This is a genomic window from Priestia abyssalis (assembly GCF_002019595.1).
Lineage (GTDB): Bacteria > Bacillota > Bacilli > Bacillales > Bacillaceae_H > Bacillus_BA > Bacillus_BA abyssalis.
In genome coordinates this window covers 1,305,577-1,320,177 of the sequence record NZ_KV917369.1, presented here as the reverse complement: position 1 = coordinate 1,320,177, position 14,601 = coordinate 1,305,577, and the positions used below count along the sequence as shown (strand labels likewise).

Genomic DNA, 14,601 nt, shown 5'->3' with positions numbered 1-14,601 from the left:
CAGTGCTTATCGGGGCTAACCGGTCGCCTCCGCTTTTCTTTTTGTCTAGCTGCACGAGCCAGCTCCTACGGTCATTTCGCTTCTTCCTGCGGAGTCAAAAAGCGACTCCTTCTCAGAAGCTCCAATTTCCTATGGAGCTAAGCGGGCTCGTTTCGCTTTTCTTTTCTTATGTACGGTAAATGGTGAAGATGGCTTTGTCCTTGTCATTTTGATCCAATGCCAGTCCGAACATTAGATCCTGTTTTTTTAAGGTGCGATTTAAACTATCCACCAGCTTGTATAAATCCGGAGAGTTTTGAACACGAACCGTTGATAATACTTGAATTCTGCTTTCCATCTTAATCCTCCTCGATTTCCTTCCCAAAATTGTTAGTCATAACCCCTCTTGCTTTGGCCACAATATAATTACACATGCGGCAAGGAGTCGCATGATGATTACACAAAATCAAGACCTTTAAAAAAACTACTATATATACTTCCTGCCCCGCACCATCCATTTGCAGCTTTATACAGCTGCTTTTTTTTTGCGTCTTAAAATCAGCTTCTCGTTACTTATATTCCGAGACCGGAAAAGTGATGATTTCATAATGGGTATCGTTCATCTTCATTGAAACTGTCCCCATTTGATGGACAAAGTAAACATCAATCCATAGTTCATACAAATATTCAATAAATTGGCTGCCGTGTTGAAGGTCTTTAGGGGCCGTAAAAATGGCTGTTTGTGGATCCATATGCTCTACCAGTTTTTCCGATAAAGCTTCTCCCTTCGAAAGGTTGGGCATTTTGACGACATTCACATCTTCTAATTTTTCCTTCAACAGCTGTTCCTCTTTATGTTTCGAATAATTCGTCATATAGAAAATATGATTTTCTCCATACTTAATGGATAAATCTATTGAAGGAGTCTCTTCTTGTTCTTCATTCAGAACTTGTATCATTAACCTTTTACCAAACAATTGGCGATCTCCTTTTTTCCATTTGACCAATTTTAAAAAAGGGAGAGCATTTGTATAAGAAGAAGGAACATAGATGGTTTTAGGTGAAAATTGTTTAAAAAGAGACTCTAGATTGTCATCATACCCCTCTTCCTGTCTTGTCACTATAATCGTATCCAGCTTTTTTACTTGAAATAAGTCGAGCATGCTAAATAGTTCTTTTTCAGCAGAAGCATGGCCTGTGTTAATTAAAATAGAATGACCGTGGCCGTCCACCATTAAAGCGGCTTCTCCTTTTGACAAATGAAAAAATGTTAAAACGGCCTCATCTTCGCTCAGCTCAAACTCGATATTTTCAATCTTACTTGCCTGTACGATTTTTTCCATGTTAAGACAAAAAAGACAAGCTAAGAAGATTATAAACAGCTTTTTGAACATCTTCATCGCTCCATACTACTAGAATGTACCCACCACTCTTTTAATTCCCCTAATAACTGGTCAAATGGCTTTTCACTTATGTTCATCAGAGGGAGAGAGCGCAAAAAGTATTTTCCGTATTGTGTCGTTGAAATGCGATTATCCAACACAAACATGATTCCTCGATCATTCTTCGTACGAATCAAGCGGCCAAACCCCTGCTTGAATCGAATGATAGCTTGCGGCAAAGCAAGTTCCATAAATGGATTCAAGCCTTCTTGCTTGAGTTTAGCGGTTTTAGCTGCCATGACCGGTTCATTTGGAGGCGAGAACGGTAAACGTACCATAACCAAGCAAGATAAATGATGGCCCGGTATATCAATTCCCTCCCAAAAGCTGCTCGTTCCAAATAAAATGGATTTTTCAAATTGAATGAAGTCTTTTAAAAGTCGAGTGCGGTTTCTGCTTGAGACTCCCTGGCCTAAGAGTACATATTCGTCTAGCTGGTTCAATTCTTTGACATAGGAATACGTTTCTTTCAGCATGTCATAGGAGGTAAATAAAATGAGCATCCTGCCTTCTGTGACGGAAGCAATATCAATGATTCTCTCTGCTAAAATCATACTATACTCCTCTAAAGAAACTGCATTAATCGACGGCATATCCTGTGGAATCAAAATTTTAGCCTGTTTATAATAATCAAAAGGTGATGGAACCGTCAGCTGAAGCGGCTGAAAATCATAAAGACCAAGTTCCCGTATCATATAATCGAAAGAACGATTAACGGTTAAGGTAGCCGAGGTTAAAACCGCACTTCTCTTCTTCGCAAAAAATAAGTCTGCCAAATGCTCGCTTATATTGATTGGCTGGCTGTATAGAAAGGCCGCATTGGCAGCTCCCTTAGGCTCTATTTCAAACCAGGTGACTTCCTCTTCTCTTTCAGAAAGCAACAAATGATGAAGCTTTACCTTAATTTGTTCCACCTCTTCACAAGTCTCGTAAAAATCCGAGAAGACCCCTTGCTCTTTTCTAGTTAATTCTACTTTCAGCTGTTCGAGTGCCGTTTTTAGTTGATCAAATTCATGTAAAAAATCATGCAGTAAAAATTGTACTCTTGCTGCCAATTCGCGAACACCAAACCAGCCAGGATCATTCATGGTTTTCTTATTCCAATAAAAGCTGAGGCGTCCCGCTTCTTCGGTTTTCACTCGTTTTGATACAAACGCATGAATAAAACGAAATAAATCGTCCAACTCAGTTTGAAGGTCCTTTATGAGGAGATGAAGTTGATATACGTTAGGTACGGTCGAAAAAGAAGCTTTTTCGACTATTTCCTTTACATTTTTGAACAAACCATCCTTCTCTAATGTGCCAATGCGAGACAATAAAGAATTTATTTGAAAATAATCAATTTGGACACCGAACTGTTCCCCTGCAATCCCTGCAATATGATGGGCTTCGTCCATAATCACATTGTCATAATCAGGAAGAAGCGATTGGGTGCTCATCAAATCCATAAATAACAGACGATGATTAGTAACAACAAGATGGGCTTCATCTGCGCGCTTTCTGGCTCGTTCATAAAAAGAAAACTTCACCCACGGGTAGCGAAAATCCAGGGGCGAAGGATGGTCTTCGTTAATACGTTCCCAAAACAGCTTTCCTCCTGAAGGCAAATTGATTTCATCAATATCACCCGTATCCGTTTCCGTTAACCAAACAAGAATTTTTGCTTTGGATAAAATAGCATCGTAATTAGTTTCTCTTTCTTTTAACCAGTTTATAAATTTTCTTAAATTCAAATAATGATGACGCCCTTTTAAAATAGCCGCTTGGAAAGAAAAAGGAATCAATTTCCGTAAAATTGGAACATCACGGTCCATAATTTGCTGTTGTAAAGATACCGTATGGGTAGAAACAATGACCGGTTTTTGTTGCTGTTTTGCATGAAAAACAGACGGGATTAAATAACCCAATGTTTTTCCTGTTCCTGTACCAGCCTCGACTAAAGCATGCTGGTGAGTCGATAAAGCCTCATTGACCATCTTCATCATCGACTCCTGCATAGGGCGATTCTCGTAATGGGGAAGTGCCTTGGTAAAAGACTCTTCTTTCATTTCGTGAAATTCCTCAAAGGAATATAACTGTTCCTCTAGATTTTCGTCAAGAGGCGGTTTCTTTTTTAAGGCAACGCCATGGATGAGATGAAAGGCTTGCTCATTTTCCTTTAAAACGGCTTCTTTTTCTTCCATGATTTCTTCAATCAGCTCACTAATCTCACTTTTAAGATGAAGAGACAGGGCATATAGCTGTTTTAATGTGACAAGCGGCAAGGTTTGCAGTTTTTCAAGAAGAGCCAAAAGCACATAGGCTGTTACTTCAGCATCGCTGTCCGCTTGATGCGGGTTTTCATGATTAAGATTTAAATCGTCTGCCAATTGGCTCAGCTTATAGCCCTCAGCTGTCGGTAATAACATCCGGGCCAATTCTACCGTATCAATCGTGGAGTTATACAAAGTCCCATATCCGGATTCGTTTAATTCTGCTTGCAAAAATGACAAATCAAACGTGACATTGTGTGCGACAAAATATGCTTCATCCAGGAGCTTCAGTACATGGGGAGCAATCTGCTCAAAGAAAGGAGCATCTTTTACCATATCATCGTGAATATTGGTCAATTGCTCGATAAAAGCAGGGATAGGCATGGATGGATTTAAAAAACTCGAAAATCGTTCGACGATTTTTCCGTTTTCTACTATCACGGCAGCCAGCTGAATGATTTTATCCCCCTGTTTAGGTGAATGACCGGTTGTTTCTAAATCTATCACAACAAATCGCTTGTTCACGATTATCACCTCACTCATCTCTTAATTGTAGTATGAATCAGCGTGAGTTGTGTATGTATGAGAAAACGTTTGACATTGAAAATGAAACAGACCTTTTCGCCAACACTCCCGATAAACATGGGCATGTACGGAAAGGTCTTTCTCAACTTTATGAATCTTTTTATCCCGCATTAACGGGCAGGAAAGCCCCCCACTGATGGAAGTTTTCTTTATCAAATGAATCGTCAGAAAGAATCATTGGCTTCCTCATATTCTTCATGACGATTCATTTGATGCGTATATGAAAGCCCCGAAAAATACGGGGCTTTCATATACACGTTCTTAAAGAATTGTACCAGCTGGCTCCTGTTTAATCAATTGTTGAATACGGTTGTTTTCCCCCATGATCGCCACAGTAGGTTCATGGTTGGCCACTTTGTCTTCTGCAACGAGAGCATAAGAAATGATGATGACAACATCGCCCGGTTGAACAAGGCGGGCAGCGGCTCCGTTCAAGCAAACTACACCGCTTCCACGTTCACCGCGAATGACGTATGTTTCCAAGCGGGCTCCATTGTTATTGTTGACGATTTGCACTTTTTCATTTTCCGCTATGCCGACCGCATCGATGATATCTTCATCGATTGTGATGCTCCCCACATAATTTAAATTTGCTTCCGTCACCGTTGCACGGTGTATTTTTGCATTCATCATCGTTCGAAACATAAGACAACCTCCATTATACAGTCCATGTGATATTATCAATTAGACGAGCTTTTGAAAATTTAACCGCAAGGGCAAGAATCAACTTCCCTTCCAGCTTGTCCATCTCTGTCAATTGCGGATAAGAGTAAATTTGAACGTAATCAATAATTCCCGATGTATGTGTCTCAATATAGTTTTTTACAAAAGAAAGAATGGCTTGGGGGTTTTGCTCCCCTTGACCGATCCGCTCTTTTGCCGCCTGCAAACTAGCATATAGCGCAGGGGCTTCTTTTCTTTCCTGCTCTGTCAAATAAACATTTCTTGAGCTTTTCGCAAGACCATCTTCTTCTCTAACCGTTTCCACCGGAACAAGTTCAATCGGGAAGTTATAATCATGAATAAGCCCGTCTACGACTGCGACTTGCTGTGCATCCTTCATTCCAAAATACGCTTGATCGGGATTAACGATATTAAACAATTTCATCAAAACGGTGGCCACACCGTCAAAATGCCCTTCCCGTTTGCTTCCACACAAAACATCCACTCGTTTTTGAACAGAAACGGAAATAGACATTTCTTTTGGATACATCTCCCTTACATCCGGATAAAACACATAATCTACCCCTGCTTCTTTTGCGAGTTTTTCATCGCGTTCAAAGTCCCTTGGATAGGCATCAAAGTCCTCATTCGGACCGAACTGAGTCGGGTTGACAAAAATACTGAGCACCACGATATCATTTGTTTCCCGCGCCTTTTGAAGCAGCGTCAAATGGCCTTCATGCAAATAACCCATTGTTGGCACAAAACCAATCGTTTTTCCTTCTCTTCGCTCTTGCTTCACAGATGTTTGCATCTCAGGAATGGTACGAATCACTTTCATCTCATTTTCCTCCATATAAAGCTTCAAGCTCTTCTTCTTTCATTGTGAAGGAATGCTCTCTTGCCGGAAATGCTTTCGTTTTCACTTCCTGCACATACTGTTCGATTCCTCTAACGATCGGTTCGTTAAGCTGTTCGTATGCCTTTACAAACTTTGGCACCCGCTCTACCCCGTATGTGAGAACGTCATGGTAGACTAGAACTTGTCCATCTGTTTCGCTTCCGGCGCCAATTCCAATCGTTGGGATGGAAAGCTGTTGGCTGATTTCTGCTGCAAGCTGATGCGGCACACATTCCAAGACAAGAGCCATCGCACCTGCTTGTTCACACTTTTTCGCATCTTGAATGAGCTTTTTCGCCGCTTCTGCATCTTTTCCTTGCACTTTATAACCGCCGAGTACACCAACAGATTGAGGGGTTAGGCCTAAATGGGCAACAACAGGTACACCCGCTTGTGTTAAATCGGCGATTGTAAAAAGGACATCGTCTGCTCCTTCTACTTTAAGAGCATGTGCTCCTCCTTCTTGCATAAGGCGTGCAGCATTTTTCATCGTCTCTTCTTTTGAAATGTGATAAGACATAAACGGCATGTCTGTTACAATAAAAGTGTTTTTTGCCCCGCGTTTAACTGCCTTTGTATGGTGAATCATATCTTCAACTGTAACCGGAATGGTAGACTCATAGCCTAATACGACCATCCCTAATGAGTCGCCTACCAAAATCATGTCGACTCCCGCTTGCTCTGCCAGCTTTGCAGATGGGAAATCATACGCCGTCAACATGACAATCGGTTCACTTTGTTCTTTCATTTTCATAAACTCTGTTTTTGTTTTCATTCATTGCTCCTCCTTTTTTTGAAGAGGAGATGAACGTCCCGGAACAAAATAAAAACCTTCTTTTCAGCAGAAAAGAAGGAGAGAAAACAACACTATCCGGTCATGATCATCCCTCTGTCCTAGTCCTGCTTTTGGATCAAGGCAGAATCCAAATATATTTAAATAAAAAATAAAAATACGGGTGAAAGGTGCAGTTCGCGAGATACTACCCTTTCACCCGTATTATAAGAAATCTCACAACGAATGGCCAGTAAAATTTTTCAACGACGGGCCAATTCAATGTCAGCTGAATGAATTTGATGCATATTTCCATGTGCATCTTCCAGCAGCAGCACTCCGTCATCCGTAATTCCTTTAGCAAACCCTTCAATTGTTCCCGATAACGTTCTGGCGATAATATGCTTTCCGATGCTTACCGCATATGCTTCCCATAATAACTTAATTAACTTAAAACCGTTTGCTAAATACTCATCGTACAGTTGTTCCAGCTTTAAAAAAATGGTTTGCATCAATAGTGCTCTGTTAATCTCTCTGCCAGTTTCCAATTTCAAGGAAGTCGCAATATCTTGAATTGCTGGAGCAAAGTGTTCCTTCTGTTGATTCACATTAATTCCCAGCCCGATAATGACGGAATGAATTCGGTCGGAATCCGCCTGCATTTCCGTTAAAATCCCAACTGTTTTTTTGCCATTGATCAAAATATCATTAGGCCATTTTATATCCGGGGAAATAGCAGTTACTTCCTGAATCGCCTGTGCGACAGCCACTGCCGCCATCAATGTCAGCTGAGGGGCACGCTGAGGCGGCAGAGAAGGTCTTAGGATGATACTCATCCACACGCCTGTATGCTTTGGAGAATACCAGGCACGATCTAAACGTCCTCTCCCTGCGGTTTGTTCTTCCGCCACCACGACCGTTCCTTCTACTGTCCCTTCTTGTGCGAGACGGTGGGCAATTTTTTGGGTGGAGTCCACTGTTTCTTCGTAATGAATGGATTGCCCAATTCGACTCGTATGTAATCCTAGTCTTAATTCATTTTCGCTTACTTTGTCAGGTTTTTGAACAATGCGGTATCCTTTTTTTCGCACTGCTTCCAGTTCATATCCTTCTTTACGCAAATCTTCGATATGCTTCCACACCGCTGTTCGTGAGCATCCAAGCATATCGCTGATTTTTTGGCCGGACACATATTCATCTTCCGAGTTTGTAAACATGTCTAACAAGGTTCGTCTAATATCTGATTGCAAGATTCGAGCCACTCCTTTATTGCCTCTCGTTCATTCGGCAGTTCCTTTTGTACAACTTTCATTTCAATCTTTTGCAGCAACTCGGAAAGCCACGGGCCGCCCTTTCTCCTGCAGATGGCCATGACGTCTTTTCCATTTACGGCTAAATCTTTTAACGAATGGATTGGAAGCTCTTTATGTATAGATCGAATGAGACTTTCTTCATCCAGGCCGCTATGCAGCATAAGGTTTACTCTATTCACATGAAGGGCCGTATCTAATCCGTACAGATATACGGTTCTTTTATCCCATGGCTGAAGTTTCCTTTCACTGTACGCTGCTATAACAGCTTGTACATCTTTAATACGTTTGTTAGGAAGCTTCCAGGCTCTTAAAAAGGCATTTGTTTCATGAACTCCTAAAAGAATAAGAATTATGGACCAACTTTCTATTACATCAGTTGCTTTGCCCCATTGGCAGGCACAAAGCCTTCTCTTCATTTCATCATTTAGAGAAAAACCAGGCAAATATTTGTATAAACCTGTTTCGATGAGTAGTGAGAATGCATCCCCGGGTTTGCGCCCGAGCATCAACTTTTCCAACTCTACCGATGTTCTTTCAATTGAAACGTGCTGAAGCAAATGCCCGTGCTCGACAATGGCTTCTTTTGTTTTTTGTTCCACTGTAAAACCAAGCTGACTCATAAAACGAACGGCCCGCATCATCCTTAGCGCATCCTCATGAAATCGCTCCTTCGCTTCTCCAACCGTTTCAATCTTTCGATGTTGAAGGGCTTTTTGTCCGTTAAATGGATCAATGATGACACCTTTTTTATCCATTGCCATGGCGTTGACCGTAAAATCGCGCCGCTGTAAATCTTCTTTAAGTGAAGAAACGAAGGTCACAGATGAAGGCCTGCGGAAGTCTTCATATGTGCCTTCTGTGCGAAATGTTGTCACTTCATAAGAAATTCCTTCGTGAACAACGACGACAGTTCCATGCTCCATTCCAACAAGAATGGTTTTATCAAACAGATTCATTACTTGTTCGGGTTTCGCAGATGTCGCAATATCGACATCTCCAATCGGTCTATCGATGATTGCATCACGAACGGCGCCGCCAACAAAATAAGCTTCAAAACCTGCTTTTTCCAATGTTTCGATAACCGGAAGTGCTTCAAGAAAAGGCTGCTTCATCCTATTATCACCCAATCACGTCATAGTAAATCTTTTCATATTGATTGACAATTTCTTGAGAATCGAATTTTGTTTTTACCATTGCCACTGCTTGTTCAGACATTCGCTGCAAACGCGTTTCTTCAGTTAAAATATGTAATGCTTTCGCTGCAATGTCTTCCACATTGCCCAGTTCGCACACATATCCCGTCTGATCGTTTACGATTACTTCTGGAATACCGCCAACATTTGTTCCAATACACGGCACTCCGCATGCCATCGCTTCAAGCAGGACAAGCCCGAAACTCTCTTTTTCTGATAGAAGAAGTTTTAAATCGCTTATTGAATATAATTCCTCAACATTTTCCTGCTTGCCTAAAAATAATACGCGATTTTGCAGACCCAAGTTGCGAACTTGCTGGCATACCACGGTCATCTCCGGTCCATCTCCAACGAGCAACAACTTAGCAGGTATTTCTTGTTGAATGAGATGGAATGCCTTGACAACATCGGGCACTCGTTTGACTTGGCGGAAGTTTGACACATGGATGACGACTTTTTCATCTGGTAAGATTCCGTATTCTTTCCGTAAAGACTGAACTTCTTTTTGGCGATATACACGCTCATCGATAAAATTATAGACGGTTTCAATCTTTTGATTTGGGGCAATTAAATCGTATGTTTCTCGTACAAGAGCATTTGAAACCGCTGTAACGGCGTCCGATTTTTCAATACCGAATTTAATTAACTCGCTTAATGAAGGATCTGAACCTAATACAGTAATGTCTGTTCCATGCAGCGTGGTCACAATTTTGAGATGTTCTCCTGTCATTTGTTTTGCCAAAAATGCACAAACGGCATGAGGGATTGCATAATGGGCATGAATAAGATCAAGCTCCTCCCTTTTGGCTACTTCTGCAATTTTGGTCGCAAGTGCCAAATCGTAAGGCGGATATTTGAATACAGAATAATGATTGACCTCGACTTCATGGAAATAGATGTTATGATAGATTTTATTTAACCGAAAAGGCATGCTCGATGAAATAAAATGAATTTCATGTCCTTTCTCCGCCAGAGCCTTTCCCAGCTCTGTTGCTACAACACCTGATCCTCCTACAGAAGGATAGCAGACAATTCCAATTTTTAATTTCATTCTGCCCCTCCTACCAAATCATGAAACAGAAGCAGTGGTTTTTTCGTCAAAAACCCTTCCGCATATAACACACCCGCTTCTTTTCCAAATAATCGTTCTCTGCTTTCCACCGTATCAATATACCCGTTTACGAGAGGCGTGTTGACGCTGTCGTCTCTTTTTACGAACTGGCTTTCATATGCTTGCAGACTGGCCAGCTTTTTTTGAAAAGTACCAGATACGTCCACAAGAAAGTCCGGCTTATGAAATCCATTAATCATATAGTAATGAAGAGCGGACGGGCGGTGCGGAGGCAGCTCTTCATCGTCTTGATAATGGCGGATACCGGCTGAAAAGAATGCTTCCTCTACGATTTTGGCACAGTTTCCATGATCAGGATGCCGGTCTTCCGCGTAAGGGACAAATACAAGTTTAGGGCGATACTTCCGGATAACTGTCACAATCTGGCGAATATGACCTTCTGTTAAAAAGAGACCTCGATCTGGCATAGAAAGATGAAGGCGTTCATGTACCCCTAAAAGCTGTGACGCTTTTTCAGCTTCTTGTTTGCGCAGTTGGACAGTCCCGTTTGAAGAAAGCTCTGCATGTGTCAAATCGCAAATCCCTACTTTTAACCCTTCTTCTGAAAATCTGGCAATCGTTCCGCCCATGCCGATTTCTACATCATCGGCATGAGCTCCAAAAGCTAATATATCTAGCTGCATTAGTTATTCTCCTTGTTTCTCATGAATGACTGAACGCCAATTCAAATCTCCGCGTTCTAAACCATGAATTAATATCTCAGCTGTTCCCATATTAGTTGCAAGAGGAACTGCGTATACGTCACAAAGGCGCATTAAGGCAGAAATATCTGGTTCATGCGGCTGGGCCGTTAAAGGGTCACGGAAAAAAATGACCATATCCATTGCATTTTGGGCAATTAAAGCACCGATTTCTTGGTCTCCGCCAAGGGGGCCTGAGCAAAAACGATGAACAGTCAGTCCTGTTGCCTCTGCGATTCGTAATCCCGTCGTTCCCGTTGCGTAAAGATTATGTTTTTCTAAAATATATTTGTATGCTGTCGTAAACTGAACCATGTCATTTTTCTTTTTATCATGCGCAATTAAGGCTATTTTCATTGGCAGGATCCCCTTTATTCAATGATATTTTCCAAACCATAAATCAGTGTATCGACTTTCATCACCGTGTCCACCGCCAGCTTGACCCCAGACATAAAGGACTCTCGGTTGTATGAATCATGACGAATCGTTAATGATTGTCCAAATCCTCCAAATAACACTTCTTGGTGAGCAATCAAACCAGGTAACCGGACACTGTGAAGGCGGATACCGTCATAATTGGCCCCCCGCGCTCCAGACAGCAACTCTTTTTCTTCAGGATGACCTTGCTGTTTCGTCTCTCTTACTTGCGCAATGAGCTCCGCCGTTTTTAATCCTGTACCAGATGGGGCATCCAATTTTCGATCATGATGAAGTTCGATAATTTCCACATCACTGAAATACTTAGCTGCCATTTGCGAAAATTTCATCATTAAGATAGCACCGATCGCGAAGTTTGGAGCAATGATGCAGCCAATTCCTTTTTCTTCTGCTGCTTCTTTTAAGTCCTTTAAATCATCTTCTGAAAATCCAGTTGTCCCTACAACAGCACGTACGCCATACTCTAACGCTTTTTTTGTATGAAAGCGGCCTATTTCAGGTGTTGTTAAATCCACTAATACGTCTGCCTGTACTTCCTGGAAGCATTTTTCAATATCGGTATAAATGGGAGCTTGAATGGAAGGTAGTCCTTCGATCTCATTTATGTATTTTCCTTCATGAATACGATCCACCGCCGCTGCTAATTCAAACTGTTCTGTTTCTTGGATGAGCTTTAACGCTTCTATTCCCATTCTGCCTCTAGGACCTGCTAATACAATACGAATTGGTTTCATCTTGTCTGCCCCTTTTCTTCATTTTCTTTTCTAGTCCAGCGATCTTTATCACGTGTATTGAATTTATGCATGACGCGATCATGCGCTTCCTGCAAATCGATATTCAACGAATTAGCAAAGCAAATAAGTACAAATAAAAGATCGCCCGTCTCCTCTTCTATTGTGCGTTCTTTTTCTGACTGCTTTTTTGGTTTTTCCCCGTGATAATGATTGATTTCCCGCGCTAATTCACCCAGTTCTTCCGTCATGCGCGCAAGCATAGCCAACGGGCTGAAATATCCTTCTTTAAACTGGCTTATGTATTGATCCACTTCTTGCTGCATTTGTTGTATAGTCTTCTCGCCCATTTATGTTCACCTCATTTACATTCTCTTTTACATGTTAGCCAAACAGAGGGTTTTTGACAAACATTTGAGTTTGTTTGCTACTATCAAAACTTTCCACTATTATATATAGTAGCCAATATAACCAATTGCAGGAGGTTACTTATGTTAAACGGGCTGAAATTATCAAATATTTTTTTCATCTTACTGGGTTCAGCAATTTTCGCCTTTGGACTAGTTAATTTTAACATGCAAAATAATTTAGCAGAAGGCGGTTTTACTGGGATCACACTGCTTTTATACTTTTTATTTACTATTGATCCTTCCATTACAAATTTAGTGTTAAATATTCCCCTGTTTTTTGTGGGATGGAAGCTGTTGGGGCGCACATCCTTTTTTTATACAATGATTGGCGTATTCAGCTTGTCTTTGTTTTTATGGATATTTCAGCGCTATCCGGTAGAAATGCCCTTAACAGATGATATGACGCTCGCAGCACTGTTTGCAGGGGTGTTTATCGGAATCGGTTTAGGAATTATTTTTCGGAATGGAGGTACAACAGGAGGCGTCGACATCATTGCTCGTCTCGTCCAAAAATATATCGGATGGAATATGGGGAAAACGATGTTTTTGTTTGACCTTGTCGTCATTACTCTTTCATGGCTTCTTTACTTAAATTATAAAGAAGCCATGTATACACTCGTCGCGGTATTCGTGGCGGCAAGAGTCATCGACTTTATGCAAGAAGGGGCCTATTCTGCAAGAGGAGCAACCATTATCTCCAGTCGGAATGACGAAATCGCTGAAAAAATTATGAAGGAAATGGACCGTGGGGTAACCATACTCAAAGGGCAAGGCTCTTTCTCGAAAAAAGATTTAGATATCCTGTACTGCGTTGTAAGCAGAAACGAAATTTTCCGCTTAAAACAAGTCATCACTTCTATTGATCCCCATGCTTTCGTCGCCGTCAGCGATGTCCATGACGTATTAGGTGAAGGCTTTACATTAGATGAAAATAAAATGCCGATCGAACGATAGAAAAGCGAAACGAGGCTGCTTAGCCCCATAGGAAATTGGAGCTTCTGAGAAGGAACCGCTTTTTGGTTCCGCAGGAAGAAGCGAAATTACCGTAGGGGCTGCCTCGTGTAGCTGGACAGCAAAAGGAACGAAGACTAAAAACGCAACGTCCTGTTGCAACGTCTTCGTTTGCACATCTATGTGCTTCAAGCTCGCTCATGCTCGTAGGACAGTGGAACCGCCGACGAGAAGTCGCTTTTTGACTTCGTGGGAGGTGGTGGAATGACCGTAGAGCATAGCTTGCGTAGCTGGACAGTAAAAAAAGCAGAACAGTTCAGGTTATCGAGAATCCTAGAGAGTTTATCGACAATCTAAAAACGCAGCCTTGGTCAAGGCTGCGTTTTTTTAGTCTTCGCTGTTGGTCATTCCTGTATAAATTAAGACAAGTCGAACGAGTTCCAATACCGCTACGGCTGCTGCTGCTACATATGTGAGGGCTGCAGCATTTAACACTTTTCGTGCACGGCGCTCTTCCTCATTACGAATCATCCCCGTTGATACAAGCTGATCCATGGCGCGGCTTGAAGCGTTGAACTCAACCGGCAATGTAACCACCTGGAACAATACAGCCGCTGCCATAAATACGATACCAAGCAGCAGCATATTGCTTAATTGTGCAAAAATCCCAATCATAATGAAAATCCATGATAAGTTTGAACCAAAGTTTGCGACAGGAACTAGTGCATGGCGGAAACGTAAAAACGCATAGCCTTGGTCATCTTGAATGGCGTGGCCTACTTCGTGAGCTGCTACAGCCGCTCCCGCCACAGAATGCCCGTAGTAATTCTCCTGGGATAAACGAACCGTTTTAGAACGCGGGTCGTAGTGATCGGATAGAAAACCTCCAACTGGCTCTACTTGTACATGATAAAGTCCATTTTCATCCAAAATACGTCTCGCTGCTTCTGCACCTGTTACACCTGTTGAATTAGCGATGCGCGAATATTTCTTATAAGCACTTCTCACCTTCATTTGTGCCCAAATCGGCACAATAATCAGCAAAATAAAATAAAGCAAATAACCCATTATACAGCCTCCAGCAAATTCATTTTGTTAGTTAATATTGTAGTCAATGTCTTCTTTTTCTGTCAATTTATAAGGTAATTGTTTTTCATAA

Annotated in this window: 15 protein-coding genes; 1 reads left to right on the top strand and 14 read right to left on the bottom strand. The window is 41.6% G+C overall.

Features of this window, described 5'->3' with window-relative positions; all coding sequences use genetic code 11:
* Positions 1–166 precede the first annotated feature (166 nt).
* The 13 genes from BK575_RS06130 to BK575_RS06070 form a co-directional block, all read right to left on the bottom strand.
* Positions 167–337: a YpmA family protein gene (locus BK575_RS06130; RefSeq protein WP_078409376.1), complete on the bottom strand. Its 171-nt coding sequence runs from the start codon at positions 335–337 to the stop codon at positions 167–169.
* A 211-nt stretch (positions 338–548) separates the two neighbouring features.
* Positions 549–1,373, bottom strand: a complete 825-nt coding sequence (locus BK575_RS06125; protein WP_078409375.1) for a ComEC/Rec2 family competence protein — start codon at positions 1,371–1,373, stop codon at positions 549–551.
* A 2-nt stretch (positions 1,374–1,375) separates the two neighbouring features.
* On the bottom strand, positions 1,376–4,198 hold the full coding sequence (dinG, locus tag BK575_RS06120) for an ATP-dependent DNA helicase DinG (RefSeq protein ID WP_078409374.1): 2,823 nt from the start codon (positions 4,196–4,198) through the stop codon (positions 1,376–1,378).
* A 321-nt stretch (positions 4,199–4,519) separates the two neighbouring features.
* Positions 4,520–4,903, bottom strand: coding sequence for an aspartate 1-decarboxylase (gene panD, locus BK575_RS06115; protein WP_078409373.1), 384 nt, complete (start codon positions 4,901–4,903; stop codon positions 4,520–4,522).
* A 13-nt stretch (positions 4,904–4,916) separates the two neighbouring features.
* Positions 4,917–5,762 (bottom strand): pantoate--beta-alanine ligase, encoded by an 846-nt coding sequence (gene panC / locus BK575_RS06110; RefSeq protein WP_078409372.1) that lies wholly within the window; start codon positions 5,760–5,762, stop codon positions 4,917–4,919.
* 1 nt (position 5,763) lies between these two features.
* Entirely contained in the window at positions 5,764–6,597 is an 834-nt protein-coding gene (gene panB, locus BK575_RS06105) for a 3-methyl-2-oxobutanoate hydroxymethyltransferase (protein WP_078409371.1), read from the bottom strand.
* Between the two features lie 260 nt (positions 6,598–6,857).
* A complete protein-coding gene (locus tag BK575_RS06100; RefSeq protein WP_078409370.1) occupies positions 6,858–7,844 on the bottom strand; it encodes a biotin--[acetyl-CoA-carboxylase] ligase in 987 nt (328 codons plus the stop codon).
* On the bottom strand, positions 7,814–9,019 hold the full coding sequence (locus tag BK575_RS06095) for a CCA tRNA nucleotidyltransferase (protein ID WP_078409369.1): 1,206 nt from the start codon (positions 9,017–9,019) through the stop codon (positions 7,814–7,816). Before BK575_RS06095 ends, BK575_RS06100 begins: the two co-directional genes overlap by 31 nt.
* A gap of 7 nt (positions 9,020–9,026) precedes the next feature.
* On the bottom strand, positions 9,027–10,151 hold the full coding sequence (gene bshA / locus BK575_RS06090) for an N-acetyl-alpha-D-glucosaminyl L-malate synthase BshA (RefSeq protein WP_078409368.1): 1,125 nt from the start codon (positions 10,149–10,151) through the stop codon (positions 9,027–9,029).
* Positions 10,148–10,855 carry a bacillithiol biosynthesis deacetylase BshB1 gene (gene bshB1 / locus BK575_RS06085; protein ID WP_078409367.1) on the bottom strand — a complete coding sequence of 236 codons (708 nt, stop codon included), beginning with the start codon at positions 10,853–10,855 and terminating at the stop codon, positions 10,148–10,150. The genes bshA and bshB1 overlap by 4 nt, the downstream gene beginning before the upstream one ends.
* Positions 10,856–10,858: 3 nt before the next feature.
* The gene (gene mgsA / locus BK575_RS06080; RefSeq protein WP_078409366.1) at positions 10,859–11,269 is read right to left on the bottom strand and encodes a methylglyoxal synthase; all 411 of its coding nucleotides are present in this window, start codon (positions 11,267–11,269) and stop codon (positions 10,859–10,861) included.
* Positions 11,270–11,283: 14 nt separating this feature from the next.
* On the bottom strand, positions 11,284–12,084 hold the full coding sequence (gene dapB, locus BK575_RS06075; protein WP_078409365.1) for a 4-hydroxy-tetrahydrodipicolinate reductase: 801 nt from the start codon (positions 12,082–12,084) through the stop codon (positions 11,284–11,286).
* Positions 12,081–12,431: a nucleotide pyrophosphohydrolase gene (locus tag BK575_RS06070; protein WP_078409364.1), complete on the bottom strand. Its 351-nt coding sequence runs from the start codon at positions 12,429–12,431 to the stop codon at positions 12,081–12,083. Before BK575_RS06070 ends, dapB begins: the two co-directional genes overlap by 4 nt.
* 141 nt (positions 12,432–12,572) lie before the next feature.
* Between BK575_RS06070 and BK575_RS06065 the strand changes: the two genes are divergently transcribed.
* Positions 12,573–13,445 (top strand): YitT family protein, encoded by an 873-nt coding sequence (locus tag BK575_RS06065; RefSeq protein ID WP_078409363.1) that lies wholly within the window; start codon positions 12,573–12,575, stop codon positions 13,443–13,445.
* A gap of 384 nt (positions 13,446–13,829) precedes the next feature.
* On the opposite strand, the gene BK575_RS06060 is transcribed toward BK575_RS06065, so the two are convergent.
* Complete coding sequence (locus tag BK575_RS06060) at positions 13,830–14,510, bottom strand: zinc metallopeptidase (RefSeq protein ID WP_078409362.1); 681 nt, start codon at positions 14,508–14,510, stop codon at positions 13,830–13,832.
* Positions 14,511–14,601: the final 91 nt, after the last annotated feature.